The organism is Croceibacterium xixiisoli, assembly GCF_009827305.1.
Classification (GTDB): Bacteria; Pseudomonadota; Alphaproteobacteria; order Sphingomonadales; family Sphingomonadaceae; genus Croceibacterium_C; species Croceibacterium_C xixiisoli.
On record NZ_WTYJ01000001.1, the window covers coordinates 1755269 to 1773166 of the forward strand.

18 protein-coding genes are annotated in these 17898 nt (G+C 63.2%); 10 read left to right on the top strand and 8 right to left on the bottom strand.

The window, feature by feature from the left end; genetic code table 11:
- Window positions 1–50: 50 nt before the first annotated feature.
- Window positions 51–1361 carry an adenylosuccinate lyase gene (gene purB, locus GRI97_RS08460; RefSeq protein ID WP_161390600.1) on the bottom strand — a complete coding sequence of 437 codons (1311 nt, stop codon included), beginning with the start codon at window positions 1359–1361 and terminating at the stop codon, window positions 51–53.
- Window positions 1362–1555: 194 nt separating this feature from the next.
- Between purB and GRI97_RS08465 the strand changes: the two genes are divergently transcribed.
- Entirely contained in the window at window positions 1556–4315 is a 2760-nt protein-coding gene (locus tag GRI97_RS08465) for a DUF3857 domain-containing protein (protein WP_161390601.1), read from the top strand.
- 3 nt (window positions 4316–4318) lie between these two features.
- Here the strand turns inward: GRI97_RS08465 and radC are convergent, their stop codons facing one another.
- Window positions 4319–5020, bottom strand: a complete 702-nt coding sequence (gene radC / locus GRI97_RS08470) for a RadC family protein (protein WP_449252538.1) — start codon at window positions 5018–5020, stop codon at window positions 4319–4321.
- 63 nt (window positions 5021–5083) lie between these two features.
- Here radC and GRI97_RS08475 point away from each other — a divergent pair, with 63 nt between their 5' ends.
- From GRI97_RS08475 to GRI97_RS08510, 8 genes are all read left to right on the top strand, one after another.
- The gene (locus GRI97_RS08475) at window positions 5084–8278 is read left to right on the top strand and encodes an intermembrane phospholipid transport protein YdbH family protein (protein ID WP_161390603.1); all 3195 of its coding nucleotides are present in this window, start codon (window positions 5084–5086) and stop codon (window positions 8276–8278) included.
- Window positions 8275–8520: a YnbE family lipoprotein gene (locus GRI97_RS18580; protein ID WP_235917651.1), complete on the top strand. Its 246-nt coding sequence runs from the start codon at window positions 8275–8277 to the stop codon at window positions 8518–8520. The genes GRI97_RS08475 and GRI97_RS18580 overlap by 4 nt, the downstream gene beginning before the upstream one ends.
- A gap of 29 nt (window positions 8521–8549) precedes the next feature.
- Window positions 8550–8942, top strand: a complete 393-nt coding sequence (locus tag GRI97_RS08485) for a YdbL family protein (RefSeq protein ID WP_161390604.1) — start codon at window positions 8550–8552, stop codon at window positions 8940–8942.
- 168 nt (window positions 8943–9110) lie between these two features.
- Entirely contained in the window at window positions 9111–9428 is a 318-nt protein-coding gene (locus GRI97_RS08490) for an AtpZ/AtpI family protein (protein ID WP_161390605.1), read from the top strand.
- 11 nt (window positions 9429–9439) lie between these two features.
- A complete protein-coding gene (locus GRI97_RS08495; RefSeq protein WP_161390889.1) occupies window positions 9440–10282 on the top strand; it encodes a F0F1 ATP synthase subunit A in 843 nt (280 codons plus the stop codon).
- 35 nt (window positions 10283–10317) lie between these two features.
- Window positions 10318–10542 (top strand): F0F1 ATP synthase subunit C, encoded by a 225-nt coding sequence (locus GRI97_RS08500; RefSeq protein WP_161390606.1) that lies wholly within the window; start codon window positions 10318–10320, stop codon window positions 10540–10542.
- Window positions 10543–10607: 65 nt separating this feature from the next.
- Window positions 10608–11102, top strand: a complete 495-nt coding sequence (locus tag GRI97_RS08505) for a F0F1 ATP synthase subunit B family protein (RefSeq protein WP_161390607.1) — start codon at window positions 10608–10610, stop codon at window positions 11100–11102.
- A complete protein-coding gene (locus tag GRI97_RS08510) occupies window positions 11095–11679 on the top strand; it encodes a F0F1 ATP synthase subunit B family protein (protein ID WP_161390608.1) in 585 nt (194 codons plus the stop codon). Before GRI97_RS08505 ends, GRI97_RS08510 begins: the two co-directional genes overlap by 8 nt.
- Window positions 11680–11764: 85 nt before the next feature.
- Here the strand turns inward: GRI97_RS08510 and gloB are convergent, their stop codons facing one another.
- The 6 genes from gloB to aroA form a co-directional block, all read right to left on the bottom strand.
- Window positions 11765–12523 carry a hydroxyacylglutathione hydrolase gene (gene gloB, locus GRI97_RS08515; RefSeq protein WP_328598517.1) on the bottom strand — a complete coding sequence of 253 codons (759 nt, stop codon included), beginning with the start codon at window positions 12521–12523 and terminating at the stop codon, window positions 11765–11767.
- Between the two features lie 4 nt (window positions 12524–12527).
- On the bottom strand, window positions 12528–12917 hold the full coding sequence (locus GRI97_RS08520; RefSeq protein WP_161390610.1) for a VOC family protein: 390 nt from the start codon (window positions 12915–12917) through the stop codon (window positions 12528–12530).
- A 119-nt stretch (window positions 12918–13036) separates the two neighbouring features.
- Window positions 13037–14740: a 30S ribosomal protein S1 gene (rpsA, locus tag GRI97_RS08525; protein ID WP_161390611.1), complete on the bottom strand. Its 1704-nt coding sequence runs from the start codon at window positions 14738–14740 to the stop codon at window positions 13037–13039.
- A gap of 315 nt (window positions 14741–15055) precedes the next feature.
- The gene (locus GRI97_RS08530; RefSeq protein ID WP_161390612.1) at window positions 15056–15694 is read right to left on the bottom strand and encodes a (d)CMP kinase; all 639 of its coding nucleotides are present in this window, start codon (window positions 15692–15694) and stop codon (window positions 15056–15058) included.
- Window positions 15691–15978, bottom strand: a complete 288-nt coding sequence (locus GRI97_RS08535) for a CBU_0592 family membrane protein (RefSeq protein ID WP_161390613.1) — start codon at window positions 15976–15978, stop codon at window positions 15691–15693. The genes GRI97_RS08530 and GRI97_RS08535 overlap by 4 nt, the downstream gene beginning before the upstream one ends.
- Before the next feature lie 2 nt (window positions 15979–15980).
- Window positions 15981–17486, bottom strand: a complete 1506-nt coding sequence (gene aroA, locus GRI97_RS08540; RefSeq protein ID WP_161390614.1) for a 3-phosphoshikimate 1-carboxyvinyltransferase — start codon at window positions 17484–17486, stop codon at window positions 15981–15983.
- Between the two features lie 60 nt (window positions 17487–17546).
- Between aroA and GRI97_RS08545 the strand changes: the two genes are divergently transcribed.
- The gene (locus tag GRI97_RS08545) at window positions 17547–17870 is read left to right on the top strand and encodes an FYDLN acid domain-containing protein (protein WP_161390615.1); all 324 of its coding nucleotides are present in this window, start codon (window positions 17547–17549) and stop codon (window positions 17868–17870) included.
- The last annotated feature ends 28 nt before the right edge of the window (window positions 17871–17898 follow it).

The window sequence follows — 17898 nt, forward strand, 5'->3', positions numbered from 1 at the left end:
ACGCCCGTCCCGGATCGGAAAAGGCGGGCTGTAGAAGCCCGCCTTGTCAATCAGCCAAACACGCGGTCGAAGATATGGTCGACCTGTTTGAAATGGTAATCCAGGTTGAACTTGTCTTCCAGTTCCTCGGCCGACAGCGCCGCCGAGACTTCCGGATCGGCTTTCAGCAGTTCCAGCAACGACAGCGCGCCGTCGCTTTCCCACACCTTCATCGCATTGCGCTGAACCAGGCGATAGGAATCATCGCGGGTCAGGCCGGCCTGGGTCAGGGCCAGCAGCACGCGCTGCGAATGGACCAGCCCGCCCATGCGATCGAGATTCTTCTGCATGCGTTCGGGATAGATCAGCAGCTTGTCCACCACGCCGGTCAGGCGGGCGAGCGCGAAGTCGAGCGTGATCGTGGCATCGGGGCCGATGAAGCGTTCGACCGAGGAATGCGAGATATCGCGTTCATGCCACAGGGCGACATTTTCCATCGCCGGCAGCGCATAGGAACGGATCATGCGTGCCTGGCCGGTGAGGTTTTCGGTCAGGATCGGGTTGCGCTTGTGCGGCATCGCGCTCGAACCCTTCTGCCCGGGGGAGAAATATTCTTCCGCCTCCAGCACTTCGGTCCGCTGCAGATGGCGGATTTCGATCGCCAACCGTTCGATCGAACTGGCGATGACGGCCAGCGTGGCGAAATACATGGCGTGGCGATCACGCGGGATCACTTGGGTGGAAACGGGTTCCGATGCCAGGCCCAGCTTTTCCGCCACATATTCTTCGACCGAAGGATCGATATTGGCAAAGGTGCCGACCGCGCCGGAAATGGCGCAGGTGGCGATTTCCGCACGGGCGGCAACCAGCCGCTGGCGGCAGCGGGCGAATTCGGCATAGGCCTGCGCCAGCTTCACGCCAAAGGTGGTCGGTTCGGCATGGATGCCATGGCTGCGGCCGATGGTGGGGGTGTATTTGTGCTCTTCGGCGCGGCGCTTGAGCGCGGCCAGCAGTTCATCCAGATCGGTCAGCAGCAGATCGCTGGCACGGGCCAACTGCACCGCCAGCGTGGTATCCAGCACGTCGGAACTGGTCATGCCTTGATGCATGAAGCGCGCATCCGGACCAACCTGCTGGGCCACCCAGTCAAGGAAGGCAATCACGTCATGCTTGGTCACCGCCTCGATCGCATCGATCGCCGGCACATCGATCGCCGGATTGGTTGCCCACCAGTCCCACAGCGCCTTCGCGCCGCTTTCGGGCACAACGCCAAGTTCGCCCAGCTTCTGGGTCGCATGCGCTTCGATCTCGAACCAGATGCGATAGCGTTCCTCTGCGCTCCAGATGGCGGTCATGGCAGGGCGGGCATAGCGGGGGACCATCGAGCACTCCGTAGGGAAGGGTAGGCAGGATCGGCCTCTCTGGACCGATCGTCATCGCGGCGGGCTAGGCCGCGCCATCGCAATTGGCAAGACCCGGGGCCATTGCATTCGGCCGGGCGCCATGATCTATCACGCAGTTAAGCCGAATTCATGGCTGCAACAGGGGCTTGGGGATGAGATCGTTTGCCATTTTGATGGCCGGGACAGTTATGACTGCGGCCGTGCCGGCCTGGGCGGGAGAAGAGCCGCTGTATCAGCCGGCGCCAGCCTGGGTCGCCGAAGCAACGCTGCCTGAGGTCAAATCCGGCCCGCCGGTGCTGGTGCTGGATGATCAGCAGCGCATCGATCAGGGGCGGCTGTGGAGCTATACCGATCGCGCGATCCGGATCGACAACCCGCAGATGATGACCGCCTTGGGCACGCTGCAGGCCGGCTGGTTGCCGGACAAGGGCGATCTGATCGTCCATCGCGTGGCCATCCTGCGCGACGGGCAGCAGATCGATCTGCTGGAGGGCGGTTCGCGGTTCGAAGTCCTGCGAAGAGAGCGGCGCCTCGAACAGCGCATGCTCGATGGTGCCTTCACCGCCACCATGTCGATACCCGGGATGCGGGTCGGTGACGTGCTGCGTGTCAGCTATTCGGTCACCAAATCCGATCAGGTTCTCGACGAGGAGGTTCAAACCATGTCGCCTCTGCTGGGCGATCCGTTCCAGGCAAAGTTCGCCCGGGTCCGCTATTCCTGGCCCGGCGATGCGACGGTGCAATGGCGCGCAGGCCAGGGGGCCGAGGTCCGGGAATTCAAACTGGATGACAGCTTCAGCGCGGTGGAGGTGATGCTGCCCTTGCCGAAGGCGCCGGACATGCCGGATGACGCCCCTGTGCGATACAGAATGCCAGCACTGCTGCAGGCTGGCACATTTGCTGATTGGGCCGAAGTCAGCCGGGTGATGGCCCCGCACTATGGCACCGAAGGCGCGATCGCGCCCGGATCGCCCGTCGCGGCCGAAGTGAGGAAGATCGAACAGGCGCACCAGGGCAAGATTGAAAGAGCCGTGGCGGCCTTGCGGCTGGTGCAGGATGAGATCGCCTATCTCATGAACGGGCTGAACGGCGGCAACTACAAGCCGCAGGCCCCCGCCGAAACCTGGGAATTCCGCTATGGCGACTGCAAGGCCAAGAGCCTGCTGCTGCTGGCGATGCTGCGGGAACTGGGAATAGAAGCGGAAGCCGTGCTGGTCGCCAGCCAGACAGGCGATGGCGTGCCGGGTATGCTGCCGATGGCTGGCGTATTCGATCACGTGATTGTGCGGGCGACAATCGATGGCACCGATTACTGGCTGGATGGCACCACATCGGGCGCCAGCATGGCCACCGTGATGGTTGTCCCACCGTTCCACCACGCCCTGCCGCTCCGCATGGATGGGGCCGACCTGATGCCGCTGGCACCGCGTCCGCAGCAGGCGCTGGATGTGGATAGCAGGGTGACGCTGGATCAGCGCGCGGGTCTCGATGTGCCGCAGCTGTTCGAAGGTGAATGGACGGTTGCAGGGGGCGTTGCCGGAATTCTGCGCGGGTTGATCGGGCAGGGGACGGAAGAGCAATTGCGCGATGTTGCCCGCGCTTTCGTGGCCGAGCAGATGGGCGATGTTCAGGTTTTCGATACCGCCATCACCTTTGATCCGGATACCAACACGGCCCGCGTTCAGGCGAAGGGACTGATGACCTCCGCCTGGAAGTGGGAACGGGGTCGGGGCAAGCGCGGCTTCGACCTGCCGACGGCAGGTTTCACGTTCCAGCCGGATCGCACCCGCGCTGCCTGGCGGGACATTCCAGTGGCCATTGATGGCCCCTATTCCGCCCGCGCGGCTGTTACGGCGCTGCTGCCGGATGGATCCGATGCCTATCGGATTGAAGGCAAAAGCGCGATCGACGAAACGATCGCCTCCATACAATTGCATCGCAATGCCACGCTGGATCGGAACACCCTGACCATTGTCGATTCGACACGTTGGCCGGGCGGAGAAATATCGCCGGATGTGGCGCGGACCGAACGCAGCAAGGCAACCCGGTTTGGATCGACGGAACTCAACCTGGTGGCACCGGCAACGGTCCCCCGCAGGTCCGACCTGGCGAACATGACAGACCGCCGGCGCTATGCCCCGATCGAGGCCGCTTACCAGACGTTGATTGAGGCTGATCCGGAAGACACCGATGCCATTCGCAACCGTCTGACCTTCCGTCTGGGCACCTATGACCGCCTGGGCGCGCTGGAAGATATCAACGCCATCATCGAACGCGAACCATCCGCAGAACATTATCTCCAGCGATCCTATATCCATGCGCAGCTGGCCCGGATGGATGAAGCCCTGTCCGATGCAGAGGCAGCTTGGGAACTGGCGCCGAATATCGCCGCAACCGGGCAGAGGGCTGAGCTTTTGCGCTATTTCGATCGTGCGGAGGAATCGATCGGCCTGTTGCAGGAACAGGGCGGAAATGCCGATGAACAGCGCACATTGTCCTTGCAGATCGGCGATCTTGAGGCGCAGTTGGGCCGCAAGGAAGAAGGGCTGGCGCGGATCGATGAAATGTTGACCCAGCGCCCCGGCGATCCGGACCTGATGAATGCCAAATGCTGGTATCAGGCGATCTGGAATTACCGCACGGAAGATATGCTGGAAACCTGCACCCAGGCTGTGGAATCCGCAAACTGGTCACCTGCGGCGCTTGATAGCCGGGCCATGGCCTATCACCGGCTCGGCCGTAACGCCGATGCGCTGAAGGATCTGGAGGCTGCACTGGCGGCCAATCCCGATCTTTCCGCAGCGCTGCTGATGCGGGGCGTGGTCAAGCGCGAACTTGGCGATCAGAGCGGCAGGGACGACATCCGCAAAGCTCTGTTCATGTCGCCTGCGATCGAGCGGGCCTACAAGCTTTACGGAATCAAACTCAACTGATCGTCAGATCAATCCACGGGCGCGGAGGGAAACATGCCCTTCGCGCCCGATGATCACATGGTCGTGCACGGTCACTCCAAACAGCTGGCCCGCCTCCACGATGCGGGCCGTGATCTGGATGTCGGCGCGGCTGGGCTCCGGGTTGCCGCTGGGGTGGTTGTGAACCAGGATCATCGCTGTGGCACCGATGTCCAGCGCGCGGCGAATGACCTCTCGCGGGTGGATTGCCGCTTCGTCCACTGTGCCGTCGCCAACGTGATGATCCAGCATCAGCCGGTTCTGGGAGTTGAGATAGAGCACCCGCACCCGCTCCACCGTCAGATGGGCCATATCGATGGTGAGGTAATCGAGCAGCGCCTGCCAGCTGCCCAGCACTGGCTGCTGCTGCACCTCGCTGCGGGCCATGCGGCGGGCAATCAGCGCGGCGATTTTGAGCGTACCGACACCCACGTCGCCCAAGCCCTTGACCTGTTTCAGCTGGGCCGGGTCGGCATTCAGCACCGCGGCCAGCGATCCGAATCGCTGCAGCAACGCCTTGGCCAGCGGTTTGGTGTTGCCGCGTGCTGATGCGCCGAACAGCAGATATTCCAGCACCTCATAATCGGCCAGCGCCTCGGCCCCGCCTTCCAGCAGACGCTGACGCAGGCGTGCGCGGTGGCCGATGCCCGAATGCGCGCCCGTTTCTCCCTCTGCTTGCTCGGCCAAACCAACCCCTCCGAATTGTTCCTGCATTGCCTTTGGCCCGCCTTCCGCGCAAGTGTGCCTGCAATGGCGGATGAAGCCCAGGATATACCCGCTGCCGGCAAGGCAAGGCTCGGCGTCGGTTGCTGGGCCTTTTTCGTCGTGCTCGCGCTCATGCTGGCGGCCGGGCTCGCCGGCTGGCTGAACCGCGAACGGATTGCGGGCAATTTCATTTCCGATGCGCTGGCCGATGCCGGGCTGCAGGCAAGCTATACGGTGGAGGAAATCGGCCCGGAACGGCAGGTGCTCACCAATATCGTGATCGGTCGGCCTGACCGGCCGGATCTGACGATCGAGCGACTGGAAGTCGGCATTACCCCGCGCTTCGGCATTCCCGATGTGGAAAAAGTGCGGGTGGTGCGGCCCCGGCTGTTCGGCACCTATGTGAAAGGCAAGCTGAGTTTCGGCGCGCTGGACCCGCTGATCTTTACCGATAGCGAGGATCCCTTTGCGCTGCCCGATCTGATCGTCGCTGTCGAAGATGGCCGCGGGCTGATGGAAACTGACCATGGGCCAATCGGCTTCCGGATTCAGGGCGATGGCAATCTGCGCAATGGCTTCACCTCCGAAATCGCCGCCACCGCCCCGCGTCTGGCGCTGGGCAGTTGCTCGGCCATTGGGGTGACGCTCTACGGCGAGCTGTCGATCCGCCATGAAAAGCCGCGCTTTGCCGGCCCGTTGCGCAGCGATCAGGCAGCCTGCGCCTCGGCGGGGATCCAACTAGGCAAGGGCGCAACACAGCTGACGCTGGTGGCCGACAAAGATCTGGCCGGGGTTGAGGGCAGCGCCAATCTGCAGCTGGCCTCCCTGTCCGCAAATGCAGGCGGGGCTCAGACCATCAGTGGCGATGCGCATTTTACCTGGCGGGAAGCAGCCCTGACCGCGCGCTATGATCTGGGCGGGGTGAGTATTCGCACGCCGCATGGCCGGCTGGCTTCCCTGACGGGGGAGGGCACCATCAGGGCCCGCCGTCAGTTCGAACGGATCGAATGGGAAGGCTCGATTGCCGGGGAGGGGCTGCAGACATCGCCTGATTTCGACCGCGCCATGGCGCAGCTGGCCGACGCTGGAGCCGACACGCTGGTCGCCCCGCTGGTGCAGCAATTGCGCACGCAGATCGCGCGGCAGATCGACAATGGACGAATCACCGCCGGGTTCACGGCGCGGCGAACCGGGCCCCGCATGTCCGTCGTGCTGCCAAGCGTGGCCGTGGTCGGCGGGCAGGGCGGCGCGCTGCTGGGCCTGTCGCGCGTGCAACTCTCTCTCAATGACGCGGGCGCGTTGCGCCTGTCCGGCAATCTTGCCACCGGGGGCGAAAATCTTCCACGCATCGTGGGCTATGCCGAACAGGGCGAAGGCGGCGATATCATGATGCGCCTGTCGATGGCGCCCTATTCCGCGGGTGATGCCAGACTGGCGATGCCCGAACTGCTGGTGCGGCAGGGCCCCAATGGCATGGTGGGCTTCTCTGGCCGGGTGGAAGCCAGCGGCCCCTTGCCCGGCGGCTACGCGCGAATGCTCCAGTTGCCGCTGTCCGGCAATTGGTCGAAGGCCGGCGGGCTGGCGCTGTGGCGTGAATGCACGACCGTCCGGTTCGATGGGTTGCAGATCGCCCAGCTCTCGCTCGAACGACGCAGCCTGCAATTGTGCCCGCAAGGTGGCCGCCCGATCCTGGCCTATGGCTCGCGCGGAATGCAACTGGCGGCAGGCGCCCCTTCGCTCGATCTGCGCGGAAGATTGGGCGAAACGCCCATTGCCCTGCGCACGGGTGCGGTCGGCTTCGCCTGGCCCGGCGCCATGACGGCGCGCCAGGTCGACGTGGCGCTGGGCCCTGTCGATGCCCCCACAAGCTTCGTGATAGAGGATTTGCGGGCTCAGCTGGGCAAGGATATCGGCGGGCGTTTTGCGGGTGCTGAGGTTCGCCTGGCCGCCGTTCCGCTCGATCTGCTCGGGGCGGGCGGCAGCTGGCGTTATGCCGACGGGCGGCTGTCACTGACCGAAGGCGTATTTCGCGTGGAAGACCGGGCAGAAACCGATCGGTTCGAGCCTGTCATCGCCCGCGATGCCGTGCTGGAACTGGCCGACAACCGCATTACCGCCCAGGCGCTGCTGCGCGAACCGCGCGGCGATACGCCGCTGGCCCGGCTCGATATCGCGCACAATCTGGCCGACACCACCGGGCATGCCGATATCCGCATGGATGGGCTGACCTTCACGCCCGGGCTGCAACCCCTCCATCTGACACCTCTGGCGCGCGGTGTCGTTGCCAATGTGCGCGGCACGGTGGACGGCCGGGGGCGGATCGACTGGAACCCTGCTGCGATCACCAGTTCGGGCCAGTTCCACACCAACAGCCTGGATCTTGCCGCTGCCTTCGGCGGGGTGAAGGGGATCGAGGGAACCATTCACTTCACCGATCTGCTGGGCATGACCACCGCCCCGGCGCAGGAGGTGAGGATCGCCTCGGTCAATCCGGGCATAGAGGTCAATGACGGCACGCTGCGTTACAGCCTGCGCGGGGGCGAGGTGCTGACGATCGAACATGGCCAATGGCCGTTCATGGGCGGCACGCTCGTCATGAAACCGGTCACCCTACGCTTCGGCGCGGCAGAGGTACGGCGCTATGTGTTCGATATCGAAGGGCTGGAAGCTGCCCGCTTCGTCGAACATATGCAGATGGGCAATATCGGCGCCACCGGCGTGTTCGACGGGACGATCCCGGTGGTGTTCGATGCGGCCGGCAATGGCAGCCTGCAGGGCGGTCTCCTGATCTCGCGCGCGCCGGGTGGCAATGTGTCCTATGTCGGCGAGCTGACCTATAAAGACCTTTCGGCGATGGCCAATTTCGCCTTCGATACGCTCCGCTCTCTCGATTACCGGCAGATGAGCATTGCGATGGATGGATCATTGTCAGGTGAAATCGTCACCCGCGTCCGGTTCGATGGCGTCCGGCAGGGGCAGGGGACGCGGCAGAATTTCATCACCCGACGGATCGCCAATCTGCCGATCCGCTTTGACGTCAACATCCGCGCGCCGTTCTATTCGCTGATGACCTCGATCAAGGCGCTCTACGATCCCGCCGCAATCCGCGACCCGCGCGAAGTCGGCCTGCTTGATTCGAGCGGCAACCGTACTCCCGCGTCGTTGGGCAGGTCGCCAATCGGCTCGGCCGGTCGCACCAATACACCCATTCAGCACTCCGAAAGCGAGAATGAGCAATGACAGATCGGAAATTGGCCGGTCCTGCCGGCACGGCGGGCGATCACCGCAGATCGCGCTGGTGGCGGGCAGGAACGGCGGTGATGCTGATGGCGGGCGCAATCCCGGCGGCCGGGTGCATATCGGTGAATGCCCCTGACAAGCCGATCGTGATCGAGCTCAACATCAACATCACGCAGGAAGTGATCTATCGCCTGGCAGCCGATGCCGGCAACACGATTGAGGAAAACTCCGACATCTTCTGATGTGGGAATTTTCGATGGAGAAGGTTGGTATGAGGCAGGTTTTCCGTCGTTCCGTGATGGCCGCAGGACTGGTCGCGATTGCTGTCGCCGGTCTTTCCACACCGGTCATGGCCCAGCGCGATCCCGCTTATGAAGCCGCACGCCGGTCCGGCCAGATCGGCGAACGCATGGATGGCTATCTCGGCGTGGTCGGCGGCGGCGATGCCGCATTGCGCAAGATTGTGGATGATCTGAATATCAAGCGCCGCGCGGTCTATGCCGAAAAGGCCCAGGCGGCGAGCGCCACACTGGAAGAATATGCCTTCACGGCGGGCTGCCTGGCGATTGCGCGCACTTCGGCGGGGGAAAAATATCAGGCGCCCGATGGCAGCTGGCAGACGCGTACGGCGTCGGCGCCGCAGCGGGATTCGCGCTGCCCCTGATCAATTGAGGGCCCAGTTCATTACCGGTATTATGCCACCGGAATGATATGCTTTGTCGACTGGCCTCTCCGGCCAGTTGACTCGCATATGCCCCCCGTCTAGGGGGCAGGCGCCTTCGGGGGCATAGTCGTTCCACTGTCTGAAACTCCCCTGCAAATGGAGCGTGGCATGAACGACGATGAACCCACACGGGAACCAATTGCTGAGGATGCGCGGATCAATGCGCTCGAGACGCGGCTGAAAGCCGCTCAGGAGCGTGAAGATGAGCGTAACCGGCCGCAAATCAAGGGAGCCGATGCGAGTTATCGCACCGGCAATCGGGTGTTGGCGGATCTCCTCGGTGGTGTTCTGGGTGGCTTGGTAATCGGCTGGGTGATTGATCGCTTCGCCGGGACCGCGCCATGGGGCCTGATCGTGATGCTGTTCATGGGAATAGCAGTAGCCTTCAGAAATGTTTTTCGGATGGCGAACAAGCGCCCTGATTGAGCCCCACTGAGATGGGGCCCGGGGCGTGGACGTTTTTATCCAGCGGGCAAGGGACGGTTAGATCAGTGGCAGCCGAGCAGGCCAAAGTTGAGCCGATGCAGCAGTTTACCATCGAACCCCTGTTTGGTTCGGCGGGTTGGGAACTGGCTGGCTACAATATCGCATTCACCAACAGCGCGCTGTGGATGGCGCTGGCTACTCTTGCACTGGGCGTCTTCGTCGCCGGTGGCATGAAGGGCCAGCTGGTCCCGGGTCGCTGGCAGGTCGCCGTCGAAGGCTTCACCGGCTTCATCGATAACCTGCTGGAAGCCAATGTGGGCAAGGCCGGGCGCAAGTATGTGCCTTATATCTTCTCGCTGTTCATGTTCATCCTGTTCGCCAACATCCTCGGCCTGATGCCGCTGGGCGTGGTCGGGGTGCACCCTTTCACCTTCACCAGCCACTTCACCGTAACCGGTGTTCTGGCGATCATGTCGTTCTCGATCGTTCTGATCGTCGGCTTCCTGCGTCACGGCCTGCACTTCTTCTCGCTGTTCGTTCCGCATGGCACGCCCTGGCCGATGATCCCGATCATCGCCCCGATCGAACTGATCTCCTTCCTCGTGCGTCCCTTCAGCCTCGGCCTGCGTCTGTTCGTGGCCATGATGGCTGGGCACGTTCTGCTGGAAGTGCTGTCGAGCTTCGTCATCAGCGGCATCAACGCTGGCCCGGGCTATGGCGTGTTCATCGCCATTCCCAGCCTGGTCTTGATGGTCGGTATCTGCGCGCTGGAAATTCTGGTCGCTGGTATTCAGGCCTATGTCTTCGCGCTGCTGACGTCGCTGTACATCAACGACGCTGAAAACCTTCACTGATTACAACACAAAATTTTCCCAAAGGAGTTTTTAAAATGGACGCAGAAGCCGCAAAGCTGCTCGGTGCCGGTCTCGCCGCTATTGGTGCCGGTCTGGCCTCGATCGGTGTGGGCAACGTGTTTGCCAAGTTCCTCGAAGGCGCTCTCCGCAATCCGGGTGCCGCTGACAGCCAGCAGGGCCGTCTGTTCATCGGTTTCGCCGGTGCCGAACTTCTCGGCCTGCTGGCGTTCGTTATCGCCGCTCTGCTGATCTTCCAGTAAGCGCATAGCTGTCCCGCCGGGTTCGTCCGGCGGGGCGCTGGCGATTAAACGACCGGGACGTACGAATGCCCCAGATAGAACAACTTGCCGAAACCTATTCCAGCCAGATCTTCTGGCTGCTGATCTTTTTCGGCCTCGTTTTCTTCGTGATCGGTCGCGGCATGGTGCCCAAGGTGATGAACACCGTGGCCCTGCGCGACACCCAGATCGCCGGCGATCTCGCCGCAGCCCAGGCTGCCCGGGATCAGGCGAACGAACAGGAAGAAGCCTGGCGCATTCGCGAGAATGAAAACCGCGCCAGGGCGCAGGGCATTGTTGCCCAGGCCAAGGCCGTGTCTGCAACCGATCATGAGGCGCGGCTTGCGCAGGCGCAGACTGGCGTCGACGCCAGGCTGGCCGAAGCTGAAACGCGGATCGCCGCTTCCCGTTCGGAAGCGCTGGCCGAAGTGGAAGCCGTTGCCGTTGATGCCGCGCAGGATATCGTCAGGCGTATCGCCAATGCCGATGTCACGACCGACAGTGCGCAGGCTGCCGTCAAGAAAGCCCTGAGCCATGTCTAACGCGCCCGAAGCGCCGCAATTCACCACGGATCTGCAGGATCCCTACGTCACCACGACGGAAGACCGCAGCCACGAAGAAGGCGGACATCACGGACCGACTGCATTGGGTCTGCAACCCTTCCAGTGGGTTTCGGTCTCGATGCTGCTGCTGATCCTGATCGCCGTGTTTGTCGGCAAGGTGCACAAGATCATCGGTGGCGGGCTGGACGGCAAGATCGCCACCATCCGCACGCAGCTGGACGAAGCGAAGCAGCTGCGTGCAGAGGCCGAAGCGCTGCGCAATGAATATGCGGCGAAGATCGCGAATGCCGAAAAAGATGCCGAAGCGATGCTCGTCACCGCCCAGCATGAAGCGGATGCGATCGTTGCCAAGGCAGCACGCGACACCGAAGAAGTGATCGCGCGCCGTCAGCGCATGGCAGAAGACAAGATCGCCGCTGCTGAACGCAGCGTGGTCGAAGAACTGCGCAACCGCGCTGCCACGGCAGCGGCCAGCGCAGCGCGTGATCTGATAGCCGAACGGCATGATGCGAATGCAGATCGCAAGCTGGTGGACGATGTGATCGCCGCCATCTGATCGATCACTTCCGATCAATGAAAAGCCCCCGCGTTCCACAAGGATCGCGGGGGCTTTTCTTTTGCGCTCTGCCTGATTGTAGCGATCAGAAGCTGTCCTTCGCTGCGCGCAAGGTGGCGAAGGTGTCGATCGGATTTCCTTTGCCCCAGCGGGCCTGGAGCGCAGGATCATCGGCCCGCAGAAACGGATTGGTCGCCAGTTCCCGGGCAAGCGGGAAGGGGACGGTGGGGCGGTCCTGCTCGCGCAAGGCGGTGATTTCGGTGACATAGGCCTGCAGCTCGGCGTTGTCCGGATCAGCATGCAGCGCGAACCGCGCGTTGGATGCGGTGTATTCATGCGCGCAATAGACGGTTGTCTGCGGTGGCAGCGCCTTCAGTCGTGAAAGGCTGGACCAGAACTGCGGCGGTGTCCCTTCGAACATCCGTCCGCATCCCAGCGCAAACAGCGAATCGCCCACGAATGCCATGCCCGCGTCGGGCAGGTGGAACGCGACATGGCCCATGGTGTGCCCGCCCACATCGATGACATCACCCTGCCATGTGCCGATCGTTACCTGATCGCCATGCGCCACCGTGCAATCGACGGCGTCGATCTTTGGCGCATCGATGGCAGAGGCGGTGATGCGGCAGTTGGTCGCCGCCTTGATCGCAGCGTTCCCGCCGGCGTGATCCTTGTGCCAATGGGTGTTCCAGATCTGGGTGATGGTCCAGCCGCGTGCGGCGGCCTCTTGCAGATAGGCATCGGCATCGGGCGTATCGATGCAGACGGTTTCGCCGCTGGCAGGATCATGCAGCAGGAAACCGTAATTGTCGGACAGGCAGGGAAACTGATGCAGTTGCAGCACGGGATTATTCCAGAGGTAGATTGATCTGCCAGCTGACACCGAAACGGTCGGCAATCCAGGTGAACAGCTGGCTGAAACCATAATTGTCAATCGGCATCATCACCTGTCCGCCATCGCCAAGTAGCTCGGCAAGGCGGCGCAGCTGCGCTTCATCATCGCAATCGATGAAGATCGAACTGGCTGGGGTAAAGGTGAAGTCATGCATGGGCGGACTGTCATATAGCCGCCACTCGCTGCCGCCGATACCGATCCGGGCAGAGGCGATCTGCCCTTCTTGCGGGCCCGAGGGGTAGCGCGCCAGCTCGAGAATTTCGAGTTCGGGGATGGCTGCAGACCACAGTTCCAGCGCGGGACCAGCGTCCCCCTGAAACATCAGAAACGGTGTTGCCTTCATCGGCGGGCTCCTTGCACGCAGTGCAGCCTAGAGGAGAGAGCCGGCCAAAGCAAAAGCCCGCCCGCTCGTGAGAGCGGACGGGCCTTGCAATCCAGACACTGAGGTCTGGAAGTTCGGTATTAGTCCTGACGCTTCAGGGCTTCGCCGAGGATGTCGCCCAGCGATGCACCCGAATCCGACGAACCGTACTGTTCGACAGCCTGCTTCTCTTCGGCGATCTGACGCGCCTTGACGGAAAAGTTCGGCTTCTTCGAACGGTCGAAACCGGTGACCATCGCGTCCAGCTTCTGGCCGGTCTGGAAACGGTCGGGGCGCTGTTCGTCACGGTCACGGCCGAGGTCCGAACGCTTGATGAACCCGGTTGCACCGTCTTCGCCAGCCTGCACTTCCAGGCCGCCATCGCGCACTTCGAGCACGGTCACGGTGACAACGTCGCCGCGCTTCAGGCTGCTGCCCGATGCCACGCCGCCAGCTGCCGGTGCGCCCTTTTCGAGCTGCTTCATGCCCAGGCTGATGCGTTCCTTCTCGATGTCGACATCCAGAACGACCGCATTGACCATTTCACCCTTTCGGTGAAGTGCCAGTGCGTCTTCGCCCGAAATGCCCCATGCGATGTCGGACATGTGAACCATGCCGTCCACGTCGCCCGGCAGGCCGATGAACAGGCCGAATTCGGTCGCGTTCTTGACTTCGCCTTCGACGGTCGAACCGACCGGGTGCGTTTCGGCGAATTCTTCCCACGGATTGCGCTGTGCCTGCTTGAGGCCGAGGCTGATGCGGCGCTTGTCCGAATCGACTTCCAGAACAACCACTTCCACTTCCTGCGAGGTGGAAACGATCTTGCCCGGGTGGACGTTCTTCTTGGTCCAGCTCATTTCGGAAACATGGACCAGGCCTTCGATGCCGGCTTCCAGTTCCACGAAGGCGCCGTATTCGGTGATGTTGGTCACCTGGCCGGAAACCTTCATGCCGATCGGGTACTTGGCGGCAACGCCATCCCACGGATCGCTTTCCAGCTGCTTCATGCCCAGGCTGATGCGCTGCGTGTCGGCATTGATGCGGATGATCTGCACGGTGACGGTGTCGCCGATGTTGATCACTTCGCTCGGGTGGTTGACGCGCTTGTAGCTCATGTCAGTGACATGCAGCAGGCCGTCGATGCCGCCCAGATCCACGAACGCACCGTAATCGGTGATGTTCTTCACAACGCCTTCGATCACCTGGCCTTCGGCCAGCTTGTCGATCAGCTCGCTGCGCTGTTCGGCGCGGGTTTCTTCCAGCACGGCGCGACGCGACACGACGATATTGCCGCGGCGACGGTCCATCTTCAGGATCTGGAAGGGCTGCGGCATGTCCATCAGCGGGCCGACGTCACGCACCGGGCGGATATCGACCTGCGAACCGGGCAGGAAGGCCACGGCGCCGTCGAGATCGACGGTGAAGCCACCCTTCACGCGGCCGAAGATGCGGCCTTCGACGCGCTTGCCTTCGCCGAATTCGCTTTCCAGCTTGTCCCATGCGGCTTCGCGACGGGCGCGGTCGCGGCTCAGCATGGCTTCGCCGTCGGCGTTTTCGACGCGGTCCACGAACACTTCGACTTCGGAGCCGATGGTCAGGCCATGGTCGTCTTCACCACGGGCGAATTCCTTCAGCGCAACGCGGCCTTCGGACTTCAGGCCGACGTCGATGATCGCCATGCCGTTTTCGATGTTGGTGACGGTGCCCTTGACAACGCGGCCTTCGAAGCCGCCCTCGGCGCCGCCGAGCTGTTCATCAAGGAGTTTCGCGAAATCATCGCGAGAGGGATTGGCGTTGGATGCCATCGCTGTTTAATTCCTGTTTCACGTTTTTCCGGCCAGGCGGTTGGATCCGCCGGTCTTGAATGGCCGAACTGCCTGCGCGGCCCCATGCCGACACAAGCATTCTCAGGGGCAATATCCGGGAACACGGCGCTAATGCCCTTTGAGGCGGACAACCGCCGGGGCAGATCCGGTCATACCGGGAAGGGTGCCGTCGACCCGGGAATTACCCCGTCGAACGGCCGGCGCTCTATGCGAAAATACGCTCTGAGGCAAGGGAAAGCGGAGCAGCCTCGCGGTGCGCTCTCCGGGCCTGCTCCAGGCGAGGGAATTCGCGCGTCAGGATGAATGCTGCGGGCTTTCATGGCGCTGCCGAACAGCGGCAATGGCCGCGGCAATCGCCTCTTCCCGGTTGAGCAGGGATGTGTCGATGGTCACCGAATCTCTCGCTGCCACCAGGGGGGCCTGGGCGCGCTGGGTGTCGCGTTCGTCGCGGCGACGCAGATCATCGGCGATGGATTCGCGCGATACGTCTTCCCCCCGGCCGATCATTTCCTTCCACCGGCGTTCCGCCCGTGCCTCCACGCTGGCGATGACGAACAGCTTGGCCGGCGCTTCCGGCACGATCACCGTGCCGATGTCGCGCCCGTCCAGCACGGCGCCGCCGGCTTGCAGGGCGAAATTGCGCTGCCTTTCGAACAGGGCGCGGCGAACATCGGGATGAACCGAAACCCTGCTGGCAAGCCCGCCGCTGGCTTCGCTGCGCAGTTCGGGATCATCCAGCAATCCTTCGGCGAAGGCGCAGGCCGCCAGGGCATCGGCGGCATTGTCAGGGTCGCCGCCGTTCAACATCACCTGCCGGCCCACCGCGCGATAGAGCAGGCCAGTGTCGAGATGGGGCAGGCCGAAATGCGCGGCCAGGGCCTTGGCAATGGTGCCCTTGCCCGATGCGGTCGGGCCATCGACGGCAATGATCATGAATTGTCCCCTGAATGGGCGGCGGCTTTGGCCGCCCGCCTTTGCAATGTCGCGCGCGTCAGCCCGAAAATGGCGATGGCGGCCCAGAATGCTTCCAGCACCAGCGATGCCGGGTTCGTATGCACCAGCAAGGATACCGTCAGCAGCGCGGCGCCAAGCAGATTGGTGCCGTGCTGGATGAACGGATCAGGCTGGGCGCGGAATGTCTGATAGCCATAGGCGCCGATGATGCAGGCCATGCCGGCAAAACCCACCATGGTTGCCCAATCGAGCCACGCGGGCATGATTATTGCGCGCCAACGGCGAGCAGCGCCTCGAATGTCGGGAAGCTGGTCGCGATCGGCCTCGTGTCATCCACCGCCACGCCTGCGCCGCTGGCCAGGCCAGCGATCGCCATGCTCATGGCGATGCGGTGGTCCAGATGGGTGATGACGCCGGTCGATGCGCCGTCGTCAGCGGTGCCGGGCAGGGGCGATCCGCCGGTGCCGTCGATCACCAGCCCGTCTTCGCGTTCTTCCACGCGCGCGCCGGCAAGCCGCAAGGCGTCGGCCATGGCGGTCAGGCGATCCGATTCCTTGACCCGCAACTCATCCAGCCCGCTGGTGATGGTGCGCCCTTGCGCCAGGGCGGCGGCCACGAACAGCACCGGGAATTCATCGATCATGCTCGGGGCAATCGCCGGATCGACCTCTATCCCGTGCAGGGCGGAATGGCGGACACGCAGATCGGCAACCGGCTCTCCGCCCACTTCGCGGCGGTCCAGTTCCTCGATCTGCCCGCCCATCTGCCGCAGCACGTCGAACAATCCGGCGCGGGTCGGGTTCAGGCCGACATTCTCGATGATCAGGTCACTGCCTGGAACGATCAGTGCCGCGACGGCGAAGAAGGCGGCAGAGGATGGGTCGCCCGGTACGGTGATGGTCTGGGGCTGAAGTTCGGCTTCGCCGCGCAGATGGATCACGCGCGCGCCGTCCTCGCCTTCCTCCACCCACAGATCGGCGCCGAAGCCGCGCAGCATGCGTTCGGTGTGGTCGCGCGTGGGAACCGGTTCGATGACCGTGGTGATGCCGGGGGTGTTGAGCCCGGCAAGCAGGATGGCGCTCTTCACCTGGGCGCTGGCGACCGGGAGGCGATAGGTGATGGGCACGGCGGTGCCCGTTCCCCGTTCCATCAGCGGCAATGTGCCACCGGGGCTGGTCGTGAATTGCGCGCCCATCAGGCCCAGGGGCTCGGTTACCCGTCCCATCGGCCGCTTCGACAGGCTGGCATCGCCGATGAAGTTCACGGTGATCGGGTGGCTCGCCACCAGCCCCATCAGCAGGCGGGTGGAGGTGCCGCTGTTGCCCATGTCGACGGCGGTCTGCGGCTGCAGCAGCGCACCGACGCCGACGCCGGAAATCCGCCATTCGCCATTGTCCTGCCGGGTGATCGTTGCCCCCATGGCGCGCAGCGCGGCCGCAGTGGCCAGCACGTCTTCGCCTTCCAGCAATCCGGTCACCCGCGTTTCCCCTACCGCCAGCGCGCCGAACATCAGCGAACGGTGGCTGATGGATTTGTCGCCCGGAACGCGGATGCGGCCGGTCAGCGGCCGACCGGGCAGGAACCGGCGCGGGGTGGGAGCGGTGGCAGGATTGGCAGACACGGCAGGTTCTTTCCGGTATATGAGCAGGGTCTTGCCCCGATTGGGGTTGGCGGCGCGCCGGTCGTCATGGGGCAGGGGGCGCTTTTGACAGCGCCCAAGGGCTGTGGCAAGGCGCCCACCGCGCTTGATTCCGGCTTGCGCCGTATCCATCAAGTTTCGTTACAGGATTTACGCCCGCGCAAACGGCGCGGGCAGACGAGGATATTTACGATGGTCAAGGCTGAATGGGGCTCGAAGCGCAGCTGCCCCAAATGCGGTGAACGCTTCTACGACCTGGGCAAGGAAGATCCGGTAACCTGCATCGAATGCGGGAACGAATGGGTTCCTGAGCCCGTGCTCAAGTCCAAGCAGCCGATCCCCTATGAGGAAGCGGTCAAGGACAAGAAGGTTGAAGATCAGGATTCCGATCTGGCCGATGACGATCTGGAAGATATCGACGATGGCGAGGATTCGCCTGACAATGATGTCGACCTGGGCGGCGACGATGATCTGGGCGTGTCCGGTTCGTCTGACGGTGACGAAGAAGACAGCTAAAAAAATGAAAATGCCTCTTGCGTCGATG